Source organism: Curtobacterium sp. MCBD17_032, assembly GCF_003234855.1.
Classification (GTDB): domain Bacteria; phylum Actinomycetota; class Actinomycetes; order Actinomycetales; family Microbacteriaceae; genus Curtobacterium.
The window spans coordinates 597877-623393 of the sequence record NZ_QKTO01000001.1 but is presented as its reverse complement, the minus strand read 5'-3'; the positions used below and the strand labels follow the sequence as shown (position 1 = coordinate 623393).

Genomic DNA, 25517 nt, shown 5'->3' with positions numbered 1-25517 from the left:
ACGGGGGCGTCTCGCGGTCGACGGGTCCGCCTACGCGCTCCGCCAGTCGTCCGACGTGATGTGGCTCCCGCCGTGCGGGCCCATCTGGAGCATGCCGCCGTCGACGGGCAGCGAGACGCCGGTGATGTACGACGACGCGGGCGAGGCCAGGAACGCCACGGCGGCCGCGATCTCCCACGCGTTGCCCGGTCGGCCGAGCGGCACTCCGGGACGGGAGATCGTGTGCGGGTCCTCGTCCTCGGCGCCGGTCATCCGGGTCGCTATTTCCCCTGGTGCGACTGCGTTCGCGGTGATCCCGTGCTCCGCCAGCTCGATCGCGATCGTCTTGAGCAGTCCGCCGAGCCCGTGCTTCGCAGCGTCGTACGCACTCGAGCCGTAGCGCGGCTGGTGCTCGTGCACGCTCGTGATGCCGATGACCCGGCCGCCGGTGCCCTGCGCGACCATGCGCCGAGCGGCCGCCTGGATCGTGACGAAGGCCCCGTCGAGGTCGGTCGCGACGGTGTGGCGCCACTGGTCGAGTGTCAGGTCGAGGAACGGTGCGTTGTCGCCCGTACCCGCGTCGGCGACGATGACGTCGACCCCGCCCAGCTGGGACACGAGGCCGTCGATGACCGCGGCCGCCCCGTCGAGGTCGGTCACGTCGAGGTGCGCCACGTACGCCTGCCGACCGGCTGCCCGGACCTCGGCGGCGGTCTCCTCGGCCCGGTCGGGCTCCGACAGGTAGGTGATCCCGATGTCCATGCCGGCAGCCGCCAGCGCGACGGCCGTGGCCTTGCCGATGCCCGACTCCGAGCCGGTGACGATGGCCCTCGTGGGCCGGAACAGGGTTGTGGAGGATGTGTCGCTCATGTCTGCGGAACGTACGCCGGACCTCCGGGACGCCTGTCCGGAACCGCGGAGACCGTCCAGACGGACTCCTGACCAGGGGTTCCGGTGAGCCCGTTCAGAAGTGTCACGGGTATGTAACGAAACACCCAGGTGTGTCTTTCCGTCACACGGGCGAAACACATCGACCCTAGTTTTCTCTCCAATCCCACGCGGAGACGCCGCGCTCGACCCGATGCGGTAGGGCCTCCGCGCAGAGAAAGGGTTCCACGGATGATCAGAACCACCCGCGCCACCACGGCGCTGGCACTGGCGGGAGCGGCAGCGGTGCTCCTCGTCGGCTGCTCCACCTCGAGCAACGCCGGTGACGGCGCCTCCGAATCGGCCAAGGCCGGCGGCGCGAAGAAGGACCCGGCGGCGAGCTGCGAGGCACCCTCGTCGCCCAGCACCGACCCGCTGAAGATCGGCACAATCCTGCCGCTGACCGGTTCGCTCGCCTACCTCAACCCGCCGGCCGAGTCCGGTGTGGGCCTCGCCGTCGAGGACATCAACGCCGCGGGCGGTGTGCTGGACGAGGACGTCACGATCGACCCCGCCACCGACTCCGGTGACAGCAACGACATGACCGTGTCGAGCTCCGCCGCGACGAAGCTCGTCGACGCGAAGGTCCCGGTCGTCATCGGCGCCGAGTCGTCCTCCGTCACGCTCAACGTGATCGACCAGCTCACGAGCAACTGCATGGTGCAGATCTCGCCGGCGAACACGGCGACCGACCTGTCCGGCTACTCGTCGCACTACTACCGCACGGCGCCGCCGGACTCCGTCCAGGGGTCCGCGCTGGGACAGCTCGTCACCGGTGACGGCAACGCCAAGGTCGCGTTCCTCGTCTTCAACGACACGTACGGCACCGGCCTCCGCAACTCGGTCCAGGAAGCGGTCGAGTCCGCCGGCGGCCAGGTCGTCTACGGCGCCAAGGGCAAGGGCCAGGAGTTCCCGCCGGGCCAGACCACGTTCTCGTCCGAGGTGACCGCGGCGCTCGCCACGGAGCCCGACGCGATCGTCGTCCTGGCCTTCGACGAGACGAAGTCGATCATCCCCGAGCTCGTCTCGCAGGGGAACAAGGCGAAGATCTACATGTCCGACGGCAACACCGCGGACTACTCGAAGGACTTCGACAAGGGCACCCTCGAGGGCGCCCAGGGCACCATCCCCGGCGCCAGCCCGAAGGACGACCTGAAGAAGCGCCTCGTCGACTTCTACAAGAAGTCCTCGAACAAGGACCTCGCTGACTTCTCGTACGCGGCCGAGTCCTACGACGCCACGACCCTCGCCGCCCTGGCCGCGGTGAAGGGCAAGGGCACCGACTCCGGCACGATCCAGGCCAACATGGCTGCGGTCTCCGGCGCCGACGGTGGCACCGAGTGCTCGACGTTCAAGGAGTGCAAGGACCTCCTGGACGGCGGCGAGGACATCCACTACACCGGCCCGTCCGGCATCGGTCCGTTCGACGACAAGAACGACCCGTCGAGCGCCTACATCGGCATCTACAAGTTCGACGGCGACAACAAGCCCGTGTACCAGAGCGCCATCCAGGGCTCGGTCTCGAAGTAACACCCCGCACGAGCGACGGCCCCCGGGAGCAGCTGCTCCCGGGGGCCGTTCGCGTGGGCAGACGCCGGTGTCAGCGGGCGACGCCGCGGACCGACCGAGACGCCGCCGATGATGGCGGCGTCTCGACGTCGGAGCGGCGTCCCGCACAGACGGACGTGTCTCGCGCGCGGGGTGCCGATGGACCACGGCGTCCCGAGCGGACGGGTGCGTCTCGCTCGCACCCGGCGGGCACCGGCCGGGAGGCCCGCCCCGCCCCGCCGGCTCAGGCCGGCTCGGTCACGGCCTCGCGTCGCGCACCCCGCCGCGCAGCGGTGGACGAGTCGACCGTGAGCAGCACGAGCGCGGCCCACACGATGCCGAAGCCGACCCAGCGCGAGGCCGACATCGGCTCGTGCTGCACGAGCACCCCAACGAGCAGCTGCATCACGGGAGCGAGGTACTGCGTCAGCCCGAGCGTCGACAGGCTCACCCGACGAGCCGAGGACGCGAAGAGCAGGAGCGGCACCGCGGTCGCCGGCCCGGTCAGCACCGTGACGAGGGCGTGCAGCCAGCCCTCGCTCGTGAACGTCACCCCGCCACCGATCCCCGTGACGCCGAGCACGACGAGCGTCCCCACCGCCAGCGGGAGCAGCCACACGGTCTCGATCGTGAGACCGCTCAGCGCGTCGACCGTGCCACCGACCCGCTTCTTCACGAGGCCGTACATCCCGAACGAGAACGCGAGCGCCAGGGAGATCCACGGCATCCGCCCGTAGCCGACCGCGATGACGACGACGGCCAGGACGCTGATGCCGACGGCGGTCCACTGCAGGGGTCGCAGGCGTTCGCGGAGGACCAGCACGCCGAGGGCGATGGTGACGAGCGGGTTGATGAAGTAGCCGAGGGCGGCCTCGACGGTGTGTCCCGTGGTCGTCGCGAGCACGTACACGGTCCAGTTGACCAGGATGAGCCCGGCGGCGACCCCCATCACGCCCATCACCCGGGGCTGCACGAGCAGGGACCGGGTACGGAGCCAGGACCGGGTTGCCAGGATCGCCACGGCGCAGAACACCAGGCCGAAGACGATGCGCCACGACACGATCTCGAACGCACCCGCCGGGGCCATGGCCGCGAAGAGCAGGGGCATGAGTCCCCAGAGCCCGTACGCGACGAGGGCCTGCACCACGCCGACGGATGCCTCGCTGCGCGCCGGACGCGCGGGACTCGGTTCACTCACGGAACCATCCTAGGAAGGCGGACCGACGGGCGCGCCCGGCTCCGGGCCTCCCGGCGGTCTGCGGTGTTCCCGGGACGACGAACGCCCCGTCGGCCAGGCCGACGGGGCGTTCGTGGAGCAGATGTCAGTTCTCGATGACCGCGAGGACGTCGCGGGCGGAGAGGACGAGCAGGTCCTCACCCGAGTACTTGACCTCGGTGCCGCCGTACTTCGAGTAGATGACCTTGTCGCCGACGGCGACGTCGAGCGGCACGCGGTTGCCGTTGTCGTCGATGCGACCCGGACCCACGGCGACGACCTCGCCCTCCTGGGGCTTCTCCTTCGCGGTGTCCGGGATGACCAGACCGGACGCGGTGGTCTGCTCCGCCTCCACCTGGCGGATGACGATGCGATCTTCGAGCGGCTTGATGCTGACGGCCACGGTGACCTCTTCTTTCTCGGTACGTGTTCGGTACTGACGAAAACCGGGTTGGCACTTCCCTGGGGAGAGTGCCAACCCCAACTGTAGGACGTCACTGGCACTCGGTCAATCCGAGTGCCAGCGCGTCCGGCTCTGCCCGCACCTGGGAGGATCGGGGCATGGACGCCGCCGAACTCACCCAGCTGCTGACCCCGGCGGGGATGGACCTGCTCGACCGTACGCCCTCGGTCTCGGACGGCGGCGAGATCGTCCGGGTGGTGTCCCGTCTCCGGGCCGAGGGTCACGACCCGGCACTCGTCGCAGCGGTCCTCACCCAGGCGAAACTCCGGCAGAAGGCGCGGGGCAAGTTCGGCGACTTCGCGGCGCGGATGCTCTTCACCGAGGCCGGACTGGAGCAGGCGACGCGGCTGCAGGTGGCCGCGCAGCACGCCGGCCGGTTCGCCGCCGCCGGGCTGCACCGGGTCGCGGACCTCGGCTGCGGGATCGGCGGGGACGCGCTCGCGATGGCTGCGCTCGACCTCGACGTCACCGCGGTCGACCGGGACGAGGTGACGGCTGCCGTCGCGACGCACAACCTCGCGCCGTGGCCGAACGCACGCGTCGAGCTCGGGGACGCCGCCACGTTCGACGTCGGCTCCGTCGACGGGGTCTGGATGGACCCGGCCCGGCGGACGAGCGGGCACTCGGACACCCGACGGCTGGCCGACCCGGACGACTGGTCGCCCTCGCTCGACACCGTGTTCGCCGCCGCGACGACGACCCCGACGGGCGTGAAGCTCGGCCCGGGCATCGACCGCGACCTGATCCCGGACACCGCCGAGGCGCAGTGGACGTCCGTCGACCGCGAGGTCGTCGAGCTCGCCCTGTGGTTCGGTCCGCTCGCCCGTCCCGGAGTCCGACGTGCAGCGACCGTCATCGGTCCGCACGGCATCGCCGAACTCACGGGCGCCGCCGACGCCGAGGACGTCGAGGTCGGGCCCCTCGGTGCGTACCTCTACGAACCCGACGGCGCCGTCATCCGTGCCCGGCTCATCGGGGACCTGGCGCGGTCGATCGACGGCCGGATGCTCTCCGAGGGCATCGCCTACGTGACGAGCGACCAGGCGGTCGCGACGCCGTTCGCCCAGGGGTTCCGCGTGCTGGACACGATGCCGCTCGACGTCAAGCGGCTGGCGGCCCGCCTCGCGGCGGACGACGTCGGCACCGTCGAGATCAAGAAGCGCGGCGTCGACGTGGACCCGGCCGCGTTCCGCAAGCGCCTGCGACTGCGCGGGCGGAATCGCGTCACACTCGTGCTCACCAGACTGGAGGGCCGCCACACCGCGGTCCTGTGCGAGCGCCTCACCGACGTGGCCGGCTGACCACCCGTCGGACACCGGAACGACGACGGGGCGCCGCCCGAGGTGGCGGTGCCCCGTCGTCGTGCGGTGCCGGTCAGGCGATCAACGCGGTCGTGCTGCTGGTGTCGTAGCCGTCGTACCCGTCGTACCCTCCGTAGTCCGGGTTCTCGGAGGCGAAGACCGCGAGCAGGATGAACGCGACGATGCCGAGGACGGCGAGCGCGGTGAGGATCCACCCGCCGATGATGCCGGCGAGGGCGAGGCCCCGACCCTGCTCACCGGTCTGCTTGATCCGGCCGAGGGCGATGTGCCCCATGATCGCGCCGGCGGGGCTGGTCAGGACGGTGAGCGGTCCGAAGAGGAGTCCGCCGAAGGCGAAGACGATCGACAGGATGGCGAGCACGCTCGTCTTCCGCGGCTGCCCGTAGGGGTTCTGGCTCGAGGCCGCGTACGGGTTGTGACCGGCAGTGGTGCGGTGCTGGCTGCCGTACTGCTGCTGCCCGTACTGCTGCTGCTGGCCGTACTGCTGGCCGTACTGCTGCTGGTCTGAGGTCTTCTGACTGCCGTACGGGTTCTGCGAACCGTACGGGCCCGCCTGCTGCGAACCGTACTGGCCCGGCGCCCCGTACGGGCTCTGCGACGAGTACTGCCCCGCCTGGCCGGCGCCGTACTGACCAGCCTGGCCGGCGCCGTACTGACCAGCCTGCGAGGCGGAGGGACCCTGCGAGCCGTAGGCAGCATGCGACCCGGGCTGCCCGGGCGTCGTGTACGGGTTCTGCTGCCCGCGGTCCGTCTGCCCGGGATCCGACGGCCCGGAGAACGCCGCACGTCCGCTCGGGTCGCCCGCGGGGTCCGTGACGCCCTGCGCTGCCGACCCCTGGCCGGACGTCGCGAACGGGTCGTGCGCAGGGGCGTCGTGCCCGCGCTCCGGCTGGCTCGACTCCTGACCCGACGCCTGGTCCGGCGTCTCGTCCGGCTTCGATCGGTCGTTCTGATCGGACACGTGTCACCCCTCCCGGTGGCCGGTCGACCACCGGCACCGATCCTCCCACACGGCTCCCCGCGTCGTTCAGGAGCGCGAGCGACCCGGGTCGGTACCCGTCAGACCTGGACGGTCGTGACCGGCAGGGTGGAGTCCGCAGCGATGCCGAGGTCGCTCGGAGCGTGCCCCTCGGCCACGAGCCGGGCACCGACGGCGGCGATCATGGCGCCGTTGTCGGTGCAGAGGTCGAAGGGCGGGATCCGCAGCGCCACCCCGGCGGCCGCGCAGCGCTCCTCCGCCACCTGCCGCAGGCGCGCGTTCGCGACGACCCCGCCGCCGAGCAGCAGCCGGTCCACGCCGGTGTCCCGGCAGGCGGCGAGCGCCTTCGTCAGCAGGACGTCGACGACGGCCTCGCGGAAGCTCGCGGCGACGTCGGCGACGGGGACCTCCCGGCCCTCGTCACGGCAGCGCTCGACCCAGCGGGCGACGGCGGTCTTCAAGCCGGAGAACGAGAAGTCGTAGCGGTGCGCCGCCATGTCCTTCGGCAGCGTCAGGCCCCGGGGGAACCGGGTGGCCGTCGGGTCGCCGTCGGCTGCCGCACGGTCGATCTGGGGTCCGCCGGGGTACGGCAGCCCGAGGAGCCGCGCGACCTTGTCGAACGCCTCGCCCGCGGCGTCGTCGATGGTCTCGCCGAGCAGCTCGACGTCCCCGACGAGGTCCCGCACGAGCAGCAGCGACGTGTGCCCGCCGGAGACGAGCAACGCCACCGTCGGGAGTTCGATCTCGGAGCCGTCCGTGCGCAGGACGTCCGCACCGACGTGCCCGACCAGGTGGTTCACGCCGTACAGCGGCTTGCCGGTCGCGACCGCGAGCGCCTTCGCCGCACCGACCCCGACCATGAGCGCGCCGGCGAGCCCGGGCCCGGCGGTGACGGCCACGGCGTCGAGTTCGTCGAGGGTCACCCCGGCCTGCTCGAGTGCCTGGTGCAGGGTCGGGGTCATCGCCTCGAGGTGCGCCCGCGCGGCGACCTCGGGCACGACGCCGCCGTAGCGGGCGTGCTCGTCCATGCTCGACGCGATCACGTTCGCGAGCAGGGTGGTCCCCCGCACGATGCCGACACCGGTCTCGTCGCACGAGGTCTCGATGCCGAGCACCAGTGGTTCAGCCGCGGTCATCGAGCGCCTCCTGTCCGATCGGGCCGACGCCGGTCGTGGTCGGGAGCGCCGGCAGTTCCGCGCGCATCACCCAGGCGTCGACCCCGTCCGGCTGGTAGTACCGCGGCCGGACGGCGATCTGCTCGAACCCGAACGCCGAGTACATCGCCTGCGCCACGGGGTTGTCCGCGCGGACCTCGAGGAACACCTCGTGCACCCCGCGGCGACGCGCCTCGTCGAGGAGCTCCGTGAACAGCACCCGGCCGAGCCCCTTGCCCCGCTGGTCCGCCGCGACCGCGATGGTCTGCACGTCCGCGACCGGGTTGCCCGGCAGCGAGGACAGTCCCGCGTACCCGACCACCGTCGGTGCGGTGCCCTCGGAGGTCGTCTCGATGACGACGTAGTGGCCGTGCGGCGAGTGCAGCTCACCGGACATCTGCGACGCCGACCAGGCATCGGTCGGGAACGAGGCGTGCTCGAGCCACATGACGTCGTCGAGGTCCTGCGGGTGCGCGCGACGGAGCCGCAGCCCCTCCGGCAGCACGGCGGTCACCGGGCCACCCGCTTCGGCGCTCCCGGCATGGTGACGTCGGGTTCGCGCAGGTAGACCGGGGTGTCGGCGGCCAGGGGCGCGCCGGAGGCGAGCCGGTCCGCGGCGAGCGCCCCGAGCCTCCCGGCCGGTATGGTCGCGGCCGTCACGCGTCGCCACGCGACCGCCTCCGGACGGGAGGCCCGCAGCACGTCGTCCAGGTCCGCCGGCTTCGCGAGTCCCGGGCCCGCGACGCGCGCGCCGTCGGCGTCGTAGGCGCTCCAGGCGACCTCGCGACGGCGGGCGTCGGTGAGGACGACGAGCGGCCCGGGGTCCCCCGCGGCGACCGCGTCGTGGCTGACGACGGGGAGGAACGGGACAGCCCGCGCGGCGGCGAAGGTCCTGGCGGCGGCGATGCCGACACGGAGGCCGGTGAAGGGGCCTGGACCCATGCCGGCGACGACGCCCGTGACCGCCGACGGAGCGACCCCGGCCGCGCGCAGGACCTCGTCGAGGAACGGGCCGATCACCTCGGCGTGCCGGCGGGTGTCGTCGGTCGCGCGCTCGGCGAGGACCTGCCGGGTCGTCGGGTCGACGACGGCGACGGAGGTCCCGGCGGAGGTGTCGATCGCGAGCAGCACCCGTCCATCGTAGGCGCGGTGCCGTGCCGGACCGTTCGTGCCGAGCGACGGTCCCGCGGCGCGACGGCCACGAGTGCTGTCGCTCAGCGCGGAGGGTCCGGGACGGGCCCGGTCACAACCGCGGGTCCACGGCCTCCGACTCGAGCGCCAGCACGCCGAACACGGGCTGGTGCACCCGCCACAGCGGTTCCCGCTCGACGAAGCGCGCGAGCGACTCGAGGCCGAGGGCGTACTCCCGCAGCGCCATCGACCGCTTGTGGCCGAGGTCCCGGTCCTTGAGGCGCGCCAGGTTCGCCGGCTGCGTGTACTCCGGCCCGTAGATGATCCGGAGGTACTCGCGGCCGCGGACCTTCACGCCCGGCTGCACGAGTCCCTTCGGCCCACGGGTGAGGTTCGACTCGGGCTTCACGACGGCGCCCTCGCCCCCGGCGTCGGTGAGCTCCTGCCACCAGTCGACGCCGGCTGCGCGGGACGCGTCGTCGTGCACCTCGACGAGCAGCGACCGCGTGGCACGGACGGCCTCGGGAGCGGCGTCGGCCAGCCGCCCGGCGATGTCCATGTGCCACCCGTGCGGCCGCTCGGCGAAGGTCCGTCCCTCGGCCGCGAGGACCTGGAACGGCGCGAACCGCACGTCGTCGATCCCGGCCGCGGGTGCGGCGTAGCGCCGGTAGGACGCGGTGTACGCGGCGGCGGCGATCGCACGCTGTTCCGTCCGCGCGAGCAGGTCCGAGACGTCCACACCGGCGTCCCGGGACGCGGTGAGCGCCGTGAGGGTCGCGGGGAACGCCCCGGCTGCGGCGGCACCGACCTCGGCGTACCAGTCCCGGATCATGCCCTCGGCCTTCACCGCCCAGGGCAGCACCTCGCCGTCGAGCAGCACCCAGTCGGACCCCAGCTCGGCCCAGAGCCCGGCTGCCTCGACCGCGGCGTCGAGTCGGGTCAGGAACGTCGCGGTGTCGGCCTCGTCGAAGAAGGAGCGACCGGTGCGGGTGGTCACGACACCGCGCCAGCCCGCCGGGGCGTCGAAGCGCGCAGGGTCCCGGGTGAGGAGCACGGTGGCTCGGGAGCCCATGTGCTTCTCCTCCATCCGGACGGTGTCCACGCCCTGGCCGCGGTAGTACGCGAACGCCTCGTCCGGGTGCTCGAGGTGGTCCGGGAGCGCCGAGGTCGCGACCGGGCTCATCGTCGGCGGGAGGTACGGCAGCCACCGCGGGTCGACCGCGAAGCGGCTCATGACCTCGAGCGCTCCGGCGGCGTTCTCGGCGCGGATGCCGACCCGGCCGTGGTGCCGGGTCTCCACGACCTGCTTGCCGGTGACGTCCTCGATCGGGAGCAGCCCGGGGACGCGACGGGGCGAGGCGGGGGTGACGGCGGGCCTCCCGGCCGGACTGGAGGCTCGTCCCGCGTCCGGTACGTCGACTCCCGTCGCCGACGTGCGCAGCGGCTCGAGCGGCTTGGCCGGCTCGTAGTGGACGCGCTCGGCGGCCACCTGGACGACCTCGCGCTCGGGGTAGCGGAGCGCGGAGAGCTTCCCGCCGAACACGCACCCGGTGTCGAGACACATGGTGTTGTTGACCCACTCGGCGTCGACCGTCGGGGTGTGCCCGTACAGGACCGTCGCGGACCCGCGGTAGTCGTCCGCCCACGGCAGGCGCACCGGCAGCCCGTACTCGTCGCTCTCTCCGGTCGTGTCGCCGTACAGCGCGAAGGAGCGGACGCGGCCGGAGGCCCGGCCCTGGTACTGCTCCTTGAGGCCCGCGTGTGCCACGACCAGCTGACCGTCGTCGAGCACGAGGTGCCCCACGAGGGCTCGACAGAACTCGCGGACCTCGATGCGGAAGTCCTCCGGCTCCTCGGCGAGCTGCGCGAGCGTCTCGGCGAGGCCGTGACCGGTCTGCACCTTCCGGCCGTCGAGCGCGCGGACGAGCTTGTCCTCGTGGTTGCCCGGCACAGCGAGGGCGTGGCCGTTCCGCACCATGCCCATCACGAGCCGGAGGACGCCCGGGGTGTCCGGGCCGCGGTCGACGAGGTCGCCGAGGAACACCGCTCGGCGGCCGTCGGGGTGGACGGCGTCGACGGGCCGCCCGGCGTCGTCACGCACGAGCGACCAGCCGAGGCGTCCGAGCAGCGACTCGAGCTCGGACCGGCAGCCGTGCACGTCGCCGATGACGTCGAAGGGGCCGTGCTCGTCCCGCCGGTCGTTGAGCAGCGGCTCGCGGACGATCGTCGCGGCGGCGATCTCGTCCTCCCCGTGCAGGACGTGGACGCGGCGGAAGCCCTCCTTGCCGAGGCCCTTCAGCCCGCGGCGGAGCTGTCCCTGCTGCCGTCGGATGACGTCGGCGCCGAAGTCCCGGCCGGGGCGGGCCGCGTTGCGGGCGACGCACACGGCCTCGGGGACGTCGAGGACGATCGCCACCGGCAGGACGTCGTGCTCCCGGGCGAGCTTGACGAAGTCGCGCCGCGCCTCGGGCTGCACGTTCGTGGCGTCGACGACGGTGAGCAGGCCGGCGCGGAGGCGTGTCGCGGCGATGTGCTTCAGCGCGTCGAAGGCGGGCCCGGTGGCGGCCTGGTCGTTCTCGTCGTTCGAGACGAGCCCGCGGAAGACGTCGCTCGACAGGGTCTCGAACCGTCCGAAGTGCTGCGCGGCGAACGTGGACTTGCCCGAGCCGCTCGTGCCGACGAGCAGCACGAGGGACATGGTGGGGATCGGCAGGGCGGTCATGCGTCGGTGCCTCCGGTCGGGGTGGTGTGGGTCGCCGTCGTGCTGGTCGGCGTCGCGCGGCGGAACAGGGCGAGCTGTGTGGGCGGGCCCACCTCGGGGTCGTCGTCGCCGACGGGCCGGAACTCGACCGTGTAGCCGTGGCGGTCCCCGACGGCCTGCGCCCACGCCCGGAACTCGTCGCGGGTCCATTCGAACCGGTGGTCGGGGTGCCGGAACCGCCCGGCCGCCAGGTGCTCGTAGCGGACGTTGTGCTCCGCGTTCGGGGTCGTGACGACGACCGCGCCGGGCCGTGCGGCCTGGAACACCGAGGCCTCGAGGGCCGGCAGCCGCTCGGGGTCGACGTGCTCGACGACCTCCATGAGCACGACCGCGTCGAGCCCGGCGATCCGGTCGTCGGAGTACGTCACCGAGGACTGCAGCAACCGCACGCGGGCGCGCTGCTCGTCGCTGACGTCGTCGAGGCGCAGTCGACGCTCGGCGCGGGCGAGCTCCCGGGGCGACACGTCGGTGCCGATGACCGTCGTGAAGGACCGGTCGGCGAACAGGTGCCGGAGCAGGGCACCCTCGCCGCACCCGACGTCGGCGACCGTGTGCGCCCGCACGTCGGCGAGCGCCGTGAGCACCGCCTGGGCGCGGCGGCGGTACAGCGGCGTCTCGCCGACCGCGTCGTCGGCGGGCGGTGCTGTGCGGACCGGCGCCGTGCCTCCCGACCGGTCATCCGCGTGCCCGCCGTCCGGGACGCCGGCGTCGAGGCCCGCGTCGACGCCGAGGAGGCGCGTGGTCGCGTCGTCGACGAGTCCTCGCTGGTGCGCCAGCGAGCGGGTCGTGATGAGCTCGCAGAGCGGGTGGGCCGCGAGCCAGCCCTCGCCACGGCGGAGGAGCATGCCGACCTCGTCGTCCCCGACCCAGTAGTGCTTCGCGTCGTCGAGGACCGGCAGCAGGACGGTGAGCTGCCGGAGCGCGTCGGCGAGCCGGACGTGTCCGCGGAGGCGGAGCCCGACCGTGGCGGCGTCGCCCCACTCGGGTCGGGTGTCGTCGAGCTGGCGTCGGGTCTCCTCGACGGTCCAGCCGAGCGGGGCGAACAACCGCGTCGCGAGTCCCACCCCGTGCTCGTCGCGCTCGCTCGGCACACTGGTGAGGGCGAGCTCGAGGTCCATCGGCGCCGCCGCCCGCTCCGGTCGCGAGGCGCTCCGGGCGCCCATCGCGCTCCGGAACACCTGCCCGATCGCCGTCGCCAGCATCGACGTCGACGCGTAGGGCCGGTCGTTCACGTACCGCGAGAGCGCCTGCGCGTCGGCGCCGTACCGCTTGCTCTTCGCGAGGGCGATCGCGTCGACCTCGACCAGCAGGGCCGCGGTGCACTCGTCCGGGGTGTCCGCGGGGTAGAACACGTGCGCCGTCCCGACGCTGAGGTCGAACGCCTGTGCGCGCCCGGGGTGCTTGTGGAGCAGGTGCGACAGGTCCGGCGCGGCCTCGCCACGGGTGGTGATGGTCACGAGCATGCGCGGCCTCCGATCGTCGTCGTCCGGCGTCCCGCCGTCCGGCTGGGTCGAGGCCGGAGAGCGAGCCTAGTACGACGACGTGGCGGACCGGGAGCACAGGCGGCACCAGCAGACTGGGACGCCGACCGACCAGCCACGTCCGGCACCGGTCGACCCGGACAGGAGGCCCGTGATGGTCGTGTACGACAGCCGACCGTTCCGACGTGTCCGCCAGGTCGTCGTCGACCTCCTGGTCCTCGTCGGCCTGGTCCTGGCCGTGGTGGTCGGCAGGGCGGTCGCCGGCTCGATCGAACGACTCGCGTCCATCGGCACCCGGGTGCAGGACGAGGGCTCGGCGTTCCAGCGGCAGCTGTCGGCGACCGCACGGGCCCTCGCCGACATCCCCCTCGCCGGTGACGCCGTGAGCGCACCCCTGCGGAAGGCGAGCGAGCACGCCGGCGCCGTCGCGGCCGCGGGAGCGCAGCAGCACGACACCGCCGTGCACCTGGCGCACCTCGTCGGCGGCGGCCTCACCGTCGTGTTCGTCGTGGTCCTGCTCCTCGTCTGGACGCGCACCCGTGGTCGGTTCGTGCGGACCGCGACGACCACCCGTCGGGTCGACCAGGGTCCGGACGGGACGGAGGTCCTGGCGCTCCGGGCGCTCGTCGCCCGCGACGCCGTGGCCGCGCTCGGACCCGGCGTCGTGGACCGGTGGCGGGAGCGGGACCCGGCGACGATCGCGGCCCTCGCCGACCTCGAGCGGCGCAGCTGCGGACTGCGGAGCCGTCCCGGTCGGCTCTGACCCGACGGTGTCTTGCCGGCCGCAGTGCCCGGCGGTACCGTCACCGCATCGACGAAGGAGTCCCGATGCCCGCTCGGTTCGTGTACTGGATGAACGTGTCGCTCGACCTGCTCATCGAGCGGGACCGCGGCGACCACAGCGGCCTCGACGGCCCGGACTGGCTCCGCATCGACGGTCCCCTGCACCGCGAGTTCAACGAGCGGGCCCGCGCGATGACGATGTTCGTCGAGGGCCGTGTCGTCCGCGACATGATGGACCCGTTCTGGCCGGACGCCCGCGACGACGACTCCTTGCCGGACTGGTTCCGCGAGTTCGGGCACATCTGGACCGACATCCCGAAGGTCCTGGTGTCGCGGACCCGGACGACGGCCGACCACCACACCCGGGTCATCGGCGGCGACGACGCGATCGCGCAGCTCGCGGCCCTGCGGCAGGAGTCCGAGGGGGACATCGCGGTCGGGGGTGCGACCCTCGCGACGCAGCTGCTCGCCGCGGGGCTCGTCGACGAGCTGCTGCTGTACACGCACCCGGCGGTCCTCGGCACCGGCCGACCGCTCTTCGACGAGCCGGTGCCGGAGCCCCTGCTGCTCGACCTCCTCGAACAGCGCGCGTTCGACAACGGGGTCACCCTGCACCGGTACGCGGTCCGGGGAGCGACGGCGTGACGACGACGGCCGTGCTGCACGCAGCGGCGTCATGTGTGTCCGACACCGTGCCGTGCGACGACGGTGGCGGCGGCGGGTTCGAGGTGATCGGACTGTTCGTCACCGCGGTCGTCGTCGTGTCGGCCCTGGTGCTGCTCGGTGTCGTGCTGCTCGGCCGCCAGCGCCGCTGACGCGCCCAGCACCTCCACGACCGGCCGCCCGGCCCCGTCGGACGAGGGTCGAGGGCGCTCGCGGCAGGTTCGGGTCTCCGCGACGAGCGCCCTCGCGCTACGACGCCGTCGGGTACGACGCGTGGTCACGACGAGGTCAGCCCGGGAACAGGGATCGGGCATCCGCGGCCAGGGTCCGCGGTGTAGCGCGGGTGACGCTACGCCGTCTGCGCTCGATACCCAAGCGTTTCGAGCGAGTTGGCCGAACTCCGCGTGTCGGACGGGAGGCCCGGACCACCGCGCCGACGTCGGTGACGTCGGGCGGGCCTCCCGTCCGACCCGGCGTCCGGAGTCCCGTCCGCCTGGCGTGCGGCGTCCCGTCCCCCGGACGGCGCGTCCCGGAGACGCGGACGGACCGTCTCGGGACGCGGACGGACCATCTCGGGACGCGGCGTCAGAGGGTGACGCCCTGCCAGCGCGGACCGGTGCCGGAGACGACGACGCGGCGCGGCTCGTCCGGCACGTCGTCCGGGTCGACGGCGTCGCCGGTCACGGCGGCACCACCGGTCGCGCGCACGATCTCGACGTCGAGGACGCTGTCGCTGACCCCGTCGACCATGCCGCGGCCCCACTCCACGACGACGATGGAACCGTCCCAGTCGAGGTCCAGGTCGTCGAGCTCGACCGGGTCCGACAGGCGGTACGCGTCGACGTGCACGAGGTCCGGCCCGGCCGTGGTCGGGTGCGTGCGGGCGAGCACGAAGGTCGGGCTCGACACCTGCCCCCGCGCCCCGAGCGCGGCACCGAGGCCGCGGGTCATGGTGGTCTTGCCGGCGCCGAGCGGCCCGGTCAGGACGACGAGGTCACCGGCGCGTAGGACCGCGGCGAGCCGGGCACCCAGGGCGCCCATCTGCTCGGTCGTGTCCACCGTGGTGTCGAGCAGGACGGTCACGCCCGCTCCCCGCGCAGGTATGCGCCGACGCGGCCCGCACCGGAGTGCCCCTCGTGGACACGCTGGACACGGCCGCCGATCCGACAGACGACCTCCTCGCCGATCGTGCCGATCGCGCTCGCCCACTCCAGGACGGTCATCTCGCCGTCCTCACCGGTGCCGAACAGCGTCACCGGGTCGCCGACGCGGACGTCGTCGTCGCCGACGTCGACGAGGAACTGGTCCATCGCGACCCGACCGGCGATCGGGTACCGCGTGCCGTTGACCGCCACCTCGACGCGCCCCTGTGCCGCCCGCGCCACGCCGTCCGCGTAGCCGACCGGGACGAGCGCCAGGGTGGTCTCGGCGTCGGTGCGGTACGTGTAGTCGTAGGAGACGCCCGTGCCGGCGGGCACACGCTTCGTCTTCGCGACCGAACTCGTCACCGTCATCACCGGTGTCAGACCGAGGTCGGCGGCGGAGACCCCGTCCGCGCCCGGGATGCCGAACAGGTTCGCCCCCATCCGGACCATGTCCTTCCGGAACTCCTTGCGCTCGAGCCCGGCCAACGAGGCGGCGACGTGCTCGCACCGGATGTCGAGACCGAGGTCCTCGGCCTGCTCCACCATCGCGTCGAAGTGCGCCACGGCCGCGGCGTCGTCCTCGTCGGACGACTCGGCCAGGTGTGTGTACGCCGCCACGACCTCGATGCGACCGTCGCGTTGGGCGTCGCGAGCGGCCTCCACCAGGGCCGGCCACTCCCCGACGGTCGCGCCGTCCCGGTGCAACCCGCTGTCGACCCCGAGGTGCACCCGGGCCGGCCGGTGGTCGACCGCGTCCACGACACGCTGCAGCTCCGCGACGTTCGAGACGCCGAGGTCGACGGCGGAGTCGATCGCGTCCCGGAAGTCCAGGTCGGGGTCGTGCTGCCACGTGAACAGCCGCACGTCCTCGCCGACACCGATCGACCGGAGGCGCAGGGCCGCCGGGACCGTCAGCACCCCGATCCACCGGATGCCGGCGTCGACCGCGGTCAGGGCGATGGCCTCGAGCCCGTGGCCGTACGCGTCGGCCTTCATGACGGCCATCAGCTCGACGGGGTCCATCCACGACCGGACCAGGTCGAGGTTGGCGCGGTAGGCGTCGAGGTCGATGACCGCGCGGCGGAGTGGTGCGCTCACGTCGTCCTCCGTTCCACGCTGCGGCCGACCCTGGCGACCACCTCGTAGTTGATCGTGCCGATCGCGTCGGCCCACTCCTCCACTGCCGGGTCGCCGTTCGCCGGGTCGCCCCAGACCACGACCTCGTCCCCGACGGCGACGTCGGCATCCCCGATGTCGATGTGCATCGCGTTCATCGCGACCCGGCCGACGACGGGGAACCGACGGTCGCCGATGCGGACCGAGACGACGCCTCCGGCACCACGGTCGAAGCCGTCCGCGTAGCCGAGGCCGATCACGGCGAGCCGGGTGTCCCGCTCGGCACGCCAGGTGTACCCGTACGAGACGCCGTCGCCCGCGGGCACGGCCACGATCCGGAGCACCGCGGCGGTCACCCGCATGGCGGGACGGAGCCCGAGCTCGGCCGACGTGCGGTCCGGGAACGGGCTCAGGCCGTAGAGGGCGAGCCCGACCCGCACCAGGTCGCGTCGGGTCTCCGGGAGCGCCAGGCTGCCGGCGCTCGCGGCGAGGTGCACGACGTCCGGCCGGATGCCGACCGCCGCCAGGCCGTCCAGGGCCCGCTGCAGCGCGGCGTCCTGGTCGAGGTCGTCGACGCGCGACGCGTTCGACAGGTGGGACATGACGCCCTCGATCCGGGTGCGGTCCCCACCACGGGCCAGCGCCGCCGCGGTCGCGAAGAGCTCGGGCCACTCCGACTCGACCGCGCCGTTGCGGCTCAGGCCGGTGTCGACGACGAGGTGCACGGCAGGGACGTCGGCGTCGGCCGCGGTCGAGAGCTGCTCGACGCTCGACACCGCCGGGGTGATCCCGAACCGTGCCGCGCGGCGGAAGTCCTCGTCCGGGGCGTGCAGCCACGCGAGGATGCGGACCCCCTCGTCGATCCCGGCCTGCCGGAGCGCCACCGCCTCGTCGAGGTCGGCGACACCGAGCCAGTCCGCTCCCGCGTCGACCAGGGCCCGGGCGACCTGCACGGCACCGTGGCCGTACCCGTCCGCCTTGACCACGCCGATGACGCCCGCCGGAGCGACCTGTTCCGCGACCGTCGCGTAGTTGGCGATGACAGCCTCCCGGTCGACGGTCACCCCCGTGAACGCGCTCACGCGGCCGCTCCTTCCGTTGCGGGCCGGTCCCGGCCCTCGATGACGACGAACGCCGTCGCGATCCCGCCGTCGTGGGACAGCGAGAGGTGCACGTGCGAGACGCCCCGGTCGTCCGCGACCCGCTGCGCCCCCTCGTGCAGGGTGAGCGACGGGTTCCGCTGGTCGTCCGCGACGACCTCGAGCTCGCGCCAACTCAGCCCGGCACTCGACCCGAAGGCCTTGACGAGCGCCTCCTTCGCCGCGAACCGGGCGGCGAGCGACGCGATCGGCCGCGGTTCGCCGTCGCGCAGCTGCTCGGCGTCGGTGAACAGCCGCGTCCGCATGGCGGGCGTCCGCGCGAGCACCCGCTCGAACCGTTCCAGGTCGACCACGTCGACCCCGATGCCGATGATCACGTCCGACTACTCGACGGTGACCGACTTCGCCAGGTTGCGCGGCTGGTCGACGTCGAGCCCCTTGGCGGCGGCGAGCTCCATGCCGAACATGTGCAGCGGCGCGACCGCCAGCAGCGGCTCGAACAGGGGCGTCGCGAGCGGGATGCGCAGCACCTCGTCGGCGAAGGGCAGCACGGCGGCGTCGCCCTCCTCCGCGATGGCGATCACCCGGGCGCCGCGGGCGCGGATCTCCTGGATGTTCGAGACGACCTTCGGGTGCAGCGAGCGGGCGTCGCGCGGGGACGGGACGATGACGAAGACGATCTGCCCGGGCTCGATGAGCGCGATCGGACCGTGCTTGAGCTCACCGGCGGCGAAGCCCTCGGCGTGGATGTACGCGAGCTCCTTGAGCTTGAGGGCGCCCTCGAGGGCGATCGGGTACCCGACGTGCCGGCCGAGGAACAGCACGCTCCGGGTGTCCGCCATCCACTTCGCCAGCTCGGCGACACCGGAGGCGTCCTCGATGGTCTGCTGGAGCTTCTCCGGCAGACCCTCCAGCTCGGCGACCTGGGTGGCGATCTGCTCGGCGGTCAGCGTGCCGCGCAGCGTGGCGAGGTGCAGGCCGAGCAGGTACAGCGCGACGCCCTGCGCCAGGAACGCCTTCGTCGACGCGACCGCGACCTCGGGACCGGCGTGCGTGTAGATCACGGCGTCGGACTCGCGCGGGATGGTGGCACCCTGGGTGTTGCAGATCGAGAGCACCTGGGCGCCCTGCTCGCGGGCGTACTTGACGGCCATGAGCGTGTCCATCGTCTCGCCGGACTGGCTGATGGAGACGACCAGGGTGCGGTCGTCGAGCACCGGGTCGCGGTAGCGGAACTCGTGCGCGAGCTCGACCTCGACCGGGACGCGTGCCCACTGCTCGATCGCGTACTTGCCGAGCATGCCGGCGTAGGCCGCGGTCCCGCAGGCGATGACGATGACGCGGTCCACCTGCTGCAGCCGCTCGGCGATCGGGTCGAGGTCGGTCAGCGTGATCGCGCCCTCGTGCACGCGGCCGAGGATCGTGTTGCGCACCGCCTCGGGCTCCTCGCTGATCTCCTTCGCCATGAACGAGGACCAGCCGCCCTTGTCGGCGGCGGAGGCGTCCCAGTTCACCTCGAACTCGCTCGGCTCGGCCGGGGTGCCGTCGAAGTGGATGACGTCGACGCCGTCGGGACGGATCGTGGCGATCTCGTCCTGACCGATCGACAGGGCGCGCTGCGTGTAGGCGACGAACGCGGCCACGTCCGAGCCCATGAAGTTCTCGCCGTCGCCGAGCCCGACCACGAGCGGCGAGTTGCGGCGGGCTCCGACGACGACGCCGGGCTGGTCGGCGTGCACGACGAGGAGCGTGAACGCACCCTCGAGCCGGGCCACCGTGCGGCGCATCGCCTCGGTCAGGTCGTGCGTCTCGCGGAACTCGCGCGCGACGAGGTGCGCCGCGACCTCGGAGTCGGTCTCGCTCGCGAAGGTGACTCCCTCGGCGAGCAGCTCGTCCTTGAGCGGGGCGAAGTTCTCGATGATGCCGTTGTGGATGAGGGCGAGCTTGCCGCCGTCGGCCAGGTGCGGGTGCGCGTTGCCGTCGGTCGGGCCACCGTGGGTCGCCCAGCGGGTGTGGCCGATGCCGGTGCCGCCGTCGGCGATCGGGTTCGCCTCGAGCTCGTCGACGAGCTTCTGGAGCTTGCCGGCCTTCTTCGCCGAGGTCATGTCACCGGCCGGGTCGATCACGGCGATGCCCGCCGAGTCGTACCCGCGGTACTCGAGACGGCGGAGGCCCCCGAGGAGGACGTCCGTGCTGCTGTTGCTGCCGACGTAGCCGACGATTCCACACATGGTCCCGATCCTACGGGCAGTGCTGCGGGCCTCGCTGATCACCGCTCCGCTACATGTCGTCGACGACATACGGAGGATTCGGTCGTACACGCGCCCGTCCAGCACGCTGCTGTGATGCACACCGACCAGAACCCCTACGCGCCCGGGTCCGGGGTGCGACCGCCCCTGCTGGCCGGGCGTGACGAGGAGCTCGGCGCGTTCGACGACCTGGTGAGCCGCACCGCCGCCGGGCGACCGGGTCGGGGCGTCGTGCTCACCGGTCTCCGTGGGGTCGGCAAGACGGTGCTCCTCGACCGGATGCGCGACCGGGCGAGCGATGCCGGCTGGCTGGTCGTCGAGCTCGAGGGCCGGAGCCGCCCCTCTGGACGGGCGTGCGTCCGCCGCCAGCTCGCGCACGGGCTCGCGCTGGCAGCACGCCGTCTGCGCGGTCGTGGGATGACGAGCCAGGCGGCGACGGCGCTCGCCGCGGTGCGCTCGTTCGGCGTCGCCTTCGGCTGGGTGTCCGTCGACCTCGGTGTCGAGCCCGCTGTGGGACGAGCGGACACCGGCGTCGCCGAGATCGACCTGCAGGAGACCGTCGAGGACCTCGCTCCGGCACTCACCGAGCGGGGCACCGCCCTGCTCGTCGTGGTCGACGAGGTGCAGGACGTCGACCTCGACCTGCTCGGTGCGCTCCTGACCGTCCAGCACCGGGCCGTGCAGCGCGGCTGGCCGTTCTTCGTCACGGCCGCGGGCCTGCCGAACAGCCCGGCGGTCCTCTGCGATGCCCGGTCGTACGCCGGACGGATGTTCGCGTTCCGGCAGGTCGGTCCGCTGTCGCGGACCAGCGCGGAGTCGGCGCTCCGCGACCCCGCTCGGGCGGCGGGCGTGCTGTGGGACGACGACGCTGCCCGGGTCGTGCTCGACGCCGCCGACGGCTACCCGATCCACCTGCAGACGTTCGCCGCATGCGCATGGGCGACCGCCGTCGACGGCGGCACGATCACCCGGGCCGACGCCGAGGCCGGCGTCGAGCGCGGTCAGGCAGAGCTCGACGCCGGGTTCTTCCCGGGGTGGTGGGACCGCGCGTCGGAGCTGGAGCAGCAGTACCTCCGCCGTGTCGCCCGTGCGTCCGGCACCGCGGCCGCCGTCGCCACGGTGGACGCAGCACCGGCGTCGGCGAGCGGCTGGGCGTCGGTCCGGCGGTCGCTGTGCGAGAAGGGGCTGCTGTTCATGCCCGGCCCGGACCGGGTGGCGCTCACCGTGCCGCGACTCGATGCGTTCGTCGACGGCCAGGCGACCCCCGACGAGGGCGGCTAGCGTGCGCGACATGGGACGCTTCGACGACATCGCCATCACCACCCTGCAGGGCGAGCAGACCACCTTCGGCTCGTACGCCGACAAGGCCGTGCTCGTGGTGAACGTGGCGTCACGCTGCGGCCTCGCTCCGCAGTACGAGCAGCTCGAGGAACTCCAGCGGACGTACGGGCCGCGGGGCTTCACCGTCCTCGGTTTCCCGAGCAACCAGTTCCTCCAGGAACTCGGCTCGTCGGAGGCCATCGAGGAGTACTGCTCCGCCACGTGGGGTGTGACGTTCCCGATGTCCGAGAAGGTCAAGGTGAACGGCGGCGGCGCGCACCCGCTCTACAAGGAGCTGAAGGAGACGCCGGACGCCTCCGGCAAGGCCGGTCGGGTCGCGTGGAACTTCGAGAAGTTCCTCGTGGCGCCCGACGGCACGGTCACGCGCTTCCGCCCGACGACGAAGCCGGACGCTCCCGAGGTCGTCGCCGCGATCGAGGCGGCCCTCCCCGCCTGACCGGTGCCGGGCCTCCCGGCTGAGTACGCTCGACCCCATGCCGATCCCGGAGACGACCGTCGCGCACCCCACCCCCTTCGTGGAGATCCCGCGTGACGAGTGGTCGCAGCTCGCGCCGAAGGAGCACCTCTCCCTCACCGAGACCGAGATCGTGCAGCTGCGCGGCCTGGGTGACCGCCTCGACATCACCGAGGTGCAGGACGTCTACCTGCCGCTCTCCCGGCTCCTGACGCTGTACGCGGCCGGCGCGCGGGACCTGCACGCCGAGACGAGCCGCTTCCTCGGTGAGCGTGCGGGCCGGACGCCGTTCGTCATCGGCGTCGCCGGATCGGTGGCGGTCGGCAAGAGCACCGTCGCCCGACTGCTCCGCGAGCTGACGAAGCGGTGGCCGGACACACCGCGCGTCGAACTCGTGACGACCGACGGCTTCCTCCACCCGAACGCGGAACTCGAGCGCCGCGGGATCATGGACCGCAAGGGCTTCCCCGAGTCCTACGACCGTCGGTCACTCCTGCGGTTCGTCAGCAACGTGAAGAGCGGTGCCGCCGAGGTCCGGGCGCCGTACTACTCGCACCTGGTCTACGACATCGTGCCCGACGCGGAGATCGTCGTGCGGCAGCCGGACATCCTCATCGTGGAGGGCCTGAACGTGCTCGCTCCGCCCGTCCACGGACGCCTGGCCTTGTCCGACCTGTTCGACTTCACGATCTACGTCGACGCGAAGACGAAGGACATCGAGTCCTGGTACGTCGACCGGTTCCTGGCGTTGCAGGAGCAGGCGTTCGCGAGCCCGGACTCGTTCTTCCACCGCTTCGCCGACCTGTCCCGCGAGGACGCCGTCCGCACCGCGACGGAGGTCTGGCGGGCGATCAACGAACCCAACCTGCTCGAGAACGTGTTGCCCACCCGCTCCCGTGCGACCCTCGTGCTCAAGAAGGCGGCCGACCACAAGGTGACGAGCGTCCTGCTCCGCAAGATCTGACCGGCATCGGCGACCGAGGCGCTCTGCGGCCGCACGGCGTGCGCTGGCGGGGCACAACAGGAACCCGTCCGAACCACGGATACCCCTGGTTCGGACGGGTTCCTGTTGTGCGGGACCGGACGGCACCGCCGGGCCGCGGGGCCGCGGGGCCGCGGGGCCGCCGCGGGGCGCGCGCCGGGAGCGGCTAGGCGGCCTCGAGCGTCAGCCGCGCACGCACGACGTCGGCGAGCTCCTCGGCGACGCGCTGCGCGTCCTCCTGGCTCGCGGCCTCGACCATCACGCGGACGACCGGCTCCGTGCCCGAGGGACGCAGCAGCACCCGGCCGGAGTCACCGAGGGCGTCGGCGGCGGCAGCGACCGCGTCCTGCACGCCCTGGTCGTCGAGCCCGTGGCGGTCGACGCCCTTCACGTTGAGGAGCACCTGCGGGAACACCGTCATGCACGCCGCCAGCTCGCCGAGCGTCTTGCCCGTCCGTGCCATCTCGGCGACGAGGTGGAGGCCCGTCAGCACCCCGTCACCGGTCGTCGCGTAGTCGTTGAAGATGATGTGGCCAGACTGCTCGCCGCCGAGCGAGAACCCGCCCTCGGTCATCTTCTCGAGGACGTAGCGGTCGCCGACACCGGTCTCGAGGACCGTGATGCCCGCGTCCGCCATGGCGCGCTTGAGCCCGAGGTTCGACATGACCGTCGCGACGAGGGTGTCGTCGACCAGTCGCCCGCGTTCCTTGAGCGACAGCGCGAGGATCGCCATGATCTGGTCGCCGTCCACCGCGTTGCCGTCGGCGTCCACGGCGAGGCAGCGGTCGGCGTCGCCGTCGTGGGCGATGCCGACGTCGGCACCGGCCTCGAGGACGGCACGCGCGAGGTTGTCGATGTGGGTCGACCCGACACCGTCGTTGATGTTGATGCCGTTCGGGTCGGCTCCGATGAGCGTGACCTTCGCGCCCGCGTTGACGAACACCTCGGGCGAGACCCCGGAGGCCGCTCCGTTGGCGCAGTCGAGCACGACGTGGATCCCGTCGAGTCGGTGCGGCAGCGTGCCGAGCAGGTGGACCACGTAGCGGTCCTCGGCGTCGGCGAAGCGCGTGATGCGCCCGACCTCGGCTCCGGTGGGGGTCGGCGCGGACTGGTCGTGCATGGCCGCTTCGATGCGGTCCTCGACCTCGTCCGGCAGCTTGCGACCACCAGCGGCGAAGAACTTGATCCCGTTGTCCGGGGCGGGGTTGTGCGACGCGGAGATCATCACGCCGAAGTCGGCGTCGATGTCCGCGACGAGGTAGGCCGCTGCCGGGGTGGGGATGACCCCGGCGTCGAGGACGTCGACGCCGGCGGAGGCGAGCCCGGCCGCCACCGCGGCACCCAGGAACTCGCCGGAGACGCGCGGGTCCCGCGCGAGCACGGCCCGCGGGCGCGTGCGACCGGACGCTCGTCGAGCGTCGGCATGGTGTCCGTGCGTGAGCACGGCCGCGCTCGCCTGGGCAAGACCCAGTGCGAGCGCGGCCGTCAACTCGCCGTTGGCGAGGCCACGAACGCCGTCGGTACCGAACAGACGCGGCATGCGATCTCCCGCCGTCAGGCGATCAGCGCTTCGAGAACTGCGACGCCTTGCGGGCCTTCTTGAGACCGGCCTTCTTGCGCTCGATGACGCGGGCGTCACGGGTGAGGAAGCCGGCCTTCTTGAGGGTCGCGCGGTTGTTCTCGCGGTCGATCTCGTTCAGGGTGCGGGCGATGGCGAGACGGAGCGCGCCGGCCTGACCCGAAGGGCCGCCACCCGTGATGCGGGCGGTGACGTCGTACGCGCCGAGGAGCTCGAGCACCTTGAACGGGTCGTTGATGAGCTGCTGGTGCAGCTTGTTCGGGAAGTAGTCCTCGAGCGTGCGGCCGTTCACCGAGAAGGTGCCGGAACCGGGGACCAGGCGGACGCGCGCGATGGCCTCCTTGCGGCGACCGACGGCACCGCCCGAGACGTTGAGGATCTGACGGGGAGCCGCCTCCGACGCGACGGGCGCGCTCTCGGTGGTGAAGGTCTCCGGGGTCTGGTCGATGGAGTCAGCGATCTGAGCCATGAGTGTTTTCTCGTTCCTGGAAGTCGTCGTGGCCGCTGTTACTGCGAGACCTGGTCGAAGGTGTACGGCTTGGGCTGCTGCGCCGCGTGGGGGTGCTCAGCGCCTGCGTAGACCTTGAGCTTCTTGAGCTGCTCGCGACCGAGGGTGTTCTTCGGCAGCATGCCGCGGATCGCCTTCTCGACGGCGCGGGTCGGGTGCTTCTCGAGCATCTCCGGGTAGGTGGTGGCCGTGAGGCCGCCCGGGTAGCCGGAGTGGCGGTAGTAGACCTTCTTGGCGAGCTTCGACCCGGTCAGGGCGACCTTGTCGGCGTTCACGATGATGACGTAGTCACCCATGTCCATGTGCTGGGCGAAGGTGGCCTTGTGCTTGCCGCGGAGGAGGGCGGCGACGTGCGAAGCGAGGCGGCCGAGCACGACGTCGGTCGCGTCGATGACGATCCAGTCGTGCTGGACGTCTGCCGGCTTCGGGGAGAACGTACGAGTCACAGGAGTGCTGCTTTCGTGTCGAGGTGAGGAGTCCGTGAATCCCGCTCCGGTGGGCGTTCCCGCGGGCAGACGCCCGGAGAACGACCCGGTGGAGGGCCCATCTGACTGTCTGGCGCAACAAAGCGCGCAGACCAAGGTGAGAGCCTAGCGGACGCCGGAGCGGTCGGTCAACCGCGCGCGGGACCGCCGT

Annotated in this window: 25 protein-coding genes; 8 read left to right on the top strand and 17 right to left on the bottom strand. The window is 72.5% G+C overall.

Annotated elements, in window-relative coordinates:
- Positions 1 to 30 precede the first annotated feature (30 nt).
- On the bottom strand, positions 31 to 849 hold the full coding sequence (locus tag DEI91_RS03100) for an SDR family oxidoreductase (protein ID WP_111050838.1): 819 nt from the start codon (positions 847 to 849) through the stop codon (positions 31 to 33).
- A gap of 249 nt (positions 850 to 1098) precedes the next feature.
- Here DEI91_RS03100 and DEI91_RS03095 point away from each other — a divergent pair, with 249 nt between their 5' ends.
- Positions 1099 to 2436 carry an ABC transporter substrate-binding protein gene (locus DEI91_RS03095; RefSeq protein ID WP_111050837.1) on the top strand — a complete coding sequence of 446 codons (1338 nt, stop codon included), beginning with the start codon at positions 1099 to 1101 and terminating at the stop codon, positions 2434 to 2436.
- A 262-nt stretch (positions 2437 to 2698) separates the two neighbouring features.
- Here DEI91_RS03095 and rarD read toward each other — a convergent pair whose 3' ends face one another.
- Both rarD and groES read right to left on the bottom strand, forming a co-directional pair.
- A complete protein-coding gene (gene rarD, locus DEI91_RS03090) occupies positions 2699 to 3652 on the bottom strand; it encodes an EamA family transporter RarD (RefSeq protein ID WP_111050836.1) in 954 nt (317 codons plus the stop codon).
- A 124-nt stretch (positions 3653 to 3776) separates the two neighbouring features.
- Complete coding sequence (groES, locus tag DEI91_RS03085; RefSeq protein WP_110824204.1) at positions 3777 to 4073, bottom strand: co-chaperone GroES; 297 nt, start codon at positions 4071 to 4073, stop codon at positions 3777 to 3779.
- A 158-nt stretch (positions 4074 to 4231) separates the two neighbouring features.
- Between groES and DEI91_RS03080 the strand changes: the two genes are divergently transcribed.
- On the top strand, positions 4232 to 5434 hold the full coding sequence (locus DEI91_RS03080) for a class I SAM-dependent methyltransferase (protein ID WP_111050835.1): 1203 nt from the start codon (positions 4232 to 4234) through the stop codon (positions 5432 to 5434).
- A gap of 73 nt (positions 5435 to 5507) precedes the next feature.
- Here the strand turns inward: DEI91_RS03080 and DEI91_RS16820 are convergent, their stop codons facing one another.
- From DEI91_RS16820 to DEI91_RS03050, 6 genes are all read right to left on the bottom strand, one after another.
- Positions 5508 to 6416, bottom strand: coding sequence for a DUF4190 domain-containing protein (locus tag DEI91_RS16820; RefSeq protein ID WP_111050834.1), 909 nt, complete (start codon positions 6414 to 6416; stop codon positions 5508 to 5510).
- A gap of 98 nt (positions 6417 to 6514) precedes the next feature.
- Positions 6515 to 7570 (bottom strand): tRNA (adenosine(37)-N6)-threonylcarbamoyltransferase complex transferase subunit TsaD, encoded by a 1056-nt coding sequence (gene tsaD, locus DEI91_RS03070; protein WP_111050833.1) that lies wholly within the window; start codon positions 7568 to 7570, stop codon positions 6515 to 6517.
- On the bottom strand, positions 7557 to 8102 hold the full coding sequence (rimI, locus tag DEI91_RS03065) for a ribosomal protein S18-alanine N-acetyltransferase (protein WP_258374264.1): 546 nt from the start codon (positions 8100 to 8102) through the stop codon (positions 7557 to 7559). Before rimI ends, tsaD begins: the two co-directional genes overlap by 14 nt.
- Complete coding sequence (tsaB, locus tag DEI91_RS03060) at positions 8099 to 8719, bottom strand: tRNA (adenosine(37)-N6)-threonylcarbamoyltransferase complex dimerization subunit type 1 TsaB (RefSeq protein WP_111050832.1); 621 nt, start codon at positions 8717 to 8719, stop codon at positions 8099 to 8101. The genes rimI and tsaB overlap by 4 nt, the downstream gene beginning before the upstream one ends.
- Before the next feature lie 112 nt (positions 8720 to 8831).
- Positions 8832 to 11441 carry a polynucleotide kinase-phosphatase gene (locus tag DEI91_RS03055; RefSeq protein ID WP_111050831.1) on the bottom strand — a complete coding sequence of 870 codons (2610 nt, stop codon included), beginning with the start codon at positions 11439 to 11441 and terminating at the stop codon, positions 8832 to 8834.
- Complete coding sequence (locus tag DEI91_RS03050) at positions 11438 to 12943, bottom strand: 3' terminal RNA ribose 2'-O-methyltransferase Hen1 (RefSeq protein WP_111050830.1); 1506 nt, start codon at positions 12941 to 12943, stop codon at positions 11438 to 11440. The genes DEI91_RS03055 and DEI91_RS03050 overlap by 4 nt, the downstream gene beginning before the upstream one ends.
- Before the next feature lie 172 nt (positions 12944 to 13115).
- Between DEI91_RS03050 and DEI91_RS03045 the strand changes: the two genes are divergently transcribed.
- The 3 genes from DEI91_RS03045 to DEI91_RS16140 all read left to right on the top strand — a co-directional run bounded on the left by DEI91_RS03045 (position 13116) and on the right by DEI91_RS16140 (position 14559).
- Positions 13116 to 13724, top strand: a complete 609-nt coding sequence (locus tag DEI91_RS03045; protein WP_111050829.1) for a hypothetical protein — start codon at positions 13116 to 13118, stop codon at positions 13722 to 13724.
- A 65-nt stretch (positions 13725 to 13789) separates the two neighbouring features.
- Positions 13790 to 14389: a dihydrofolate reductase family protein gene (locus DEI91_RS03040; protein ID WP_111050828.1), complete on the top strand. Its 600-nt coding sequence runs from the start codon at positions 13790 to 13792 to the stop codon at positions 14387 to 14389.
- Positions 14386 to 14559, top strand: coding sequence for a hypothetical protein (locus DEI91_RS16140; RefSeq protein ID WP_181439444.1), 174 nt, complete (start codon positions 14386 to 14388; stop codon positions 14557 to 14559). Before DEI91_RS03040 ends, DEI91_RS16140 begins: the two co-directional genes overlap by 4 nt.
- A 433-nt stretch (positions 14560 to 14992) precedes the next feature.
- Here DEI91_RS16140 and tsaE read toward each other — a convergent pair whose 3' ends face one another.
- From tsaE to glmS, 5 genes are read right to left on the bottom strand one after another with little or no spacing between them, the layout of a single operon-like run.
- Positions 14993 to 15448: a tRNA (adenosine(37)-N6)-threonylcarbamoyltransferase complex ATPase subunit type 1 TsaE gene (tsaE, locus tag DEI91_RS16135; protein ID WP_181439451.1), complete on the bottom strand. Its 456-nt coding sequence runs from the start codon at positions 15446 to 15448 to the stop codon at positions 14993 to 14995.
- A 38-nt stretch (positions 15449 to 15486) separates the two neighbouring features.
- Positions 15487 to 16650: an alanine racemase gene (gene alr, locus DEI91_RS03030; protein ID WP_181439443.1), complete on the bottom strand. Its 1164-nt coding sequence runs from the start codon at positions 16648 to 16650 to the stop codon at positions 15487 to 15489.
- Positions 16647 to 17750, bottom strand: coding sequence for an alanine racemase (gene alr, locus DEI91_RS03025; RefSeq protein WP_111050827.1), 1104 nt, complete (start codon positions 17748 to 17750; stop codon positions 16647 to 16649). The genes alr (DEI91_RS03030) and alr (DEI91_RS03025) overlap by 4 nt, the downstream gene beginning before the upstream one ends.
- Complete coding sequence (locus tag DEI91_RS03020; RefSeq protein WP_111050826.1) at positions 17747 to 18145, bottom strand: holo-ACP synthase; 399 nt, start codon at positions 18143 to 18145, stop codon at positions 17747 to 17749. The genes alr (DEI91_RS03025) and DEI91_RS03020 overlap by 4 nt, the downstream gene beginning before the upstream one ends.
- Positions 18146 to 18151: 6 nt before the next feature.
- Complete coding sequence (gene glmS / locus DEI91_RS03015; protein ID WP_111050825.1) at positions 18152 to 19999, bottom strand: glutamine--fructose-6-phosphate transaminase (isomerizing); 1848 nt, start codon at positions 19997 to 19999, stop codon at positions 18152 to 18154.
- 114 nt (positions 20000 to 20113) lie between these two features.
- On the opposite strand from glmS, the gene DEI91_RS03010 reads away from it, so the two are divergent.
- Genes DEI91_RS03010 through coaA form a run of 3 tightly spaced genes read left to right on the top strand, consistent with a single transcriptional unit; the run spans position 20114 to position 22776 of the window.
- Positions 20114 to 21298 carry an ATP-binding protein gene (locus DEI91_RS03010; RefSeq protein WP_146244181.1) on the top strand — a complete coding sequence of 395 codons (1185 nt, stop codon included), beginning with the start codon at positions 20114 to 20116 and terminating at the stop codon, positions 21296 to 21298.
- A gap of 10 nt (positions 21299 to 21308) precedes the next feature.
- Positions 21309 to 21794 carry a glutathione peroxidase gene (locus DEI91_RS03005; protein WP_111050886.1) on the top strand — a complete coding sequence of 162 codons (486 nt, stop codon included), beginning with the start codon at positions 21309 to 21311 and terminating at the stop codon, positions 21792 to 21794.
- Between the two features lie 37 nt (positions 21795 to 21831).
- Positions 21832 to 22776 (top strand): type I pantothenate kinase, encoded by a 945-nt coding sequence (coaA, locus tag DEI91_RS03000; protein WP_111050823.1) that lies wholly within the window; start codon positions 21832 to 21834, stop codon positions 22774 to 22776.
- Between the two features lie 184 nt (positions 22777 to 22960).
- On the opposite strand, the gene glmM is transcribed toward coaA, so the two are convergent.
- Genes glmM through rplM form a run of 3 tightly spaced genes read right to left on the bottom strand, consistent with a single transcriptional unit; the run spans position 22961 to position 25327 of the window.
- Positions 22961 to 24334 (bottom strand): phosphoglucosamine mutase, encoded by a 1374-nt coding sequence (glmM, locus tag DEI91_RS02995; RefSeq protein ID WP_111050822.1) that lies wholly within the window; start codon positions 24332 to 24334, stop codon positions 22961 to 22963.
- 22 nt (positions 24335 to 24356) lie between these two features.
- A complete protein-coding gene (gene rpsI / locus DEI91_RS02990) occupies positions 24357 to 24842 on the bottom strand; it encodes a 30S ribosomal protein S9 (RefSeq protein WP_110824220.1) in 486 nt (161 codons plus the stop codon).
- 38 nt (positions 24843 to 24880) lie between these two features.
- Positions 24881 to 25327: a 50S ribosomal protein L13 gene (gene rplM / locus DEI91_RS02985; RefSeq protein ID WP_110824221.1), complete on the bottom strand. Its 447-nt coding sequence runs from the start codon at positions 25325 to 25327 to the stop codon at positions 24881 to 24883.
- Positions 25328 to 25517 lie beyond the last annotated feature (190 nt).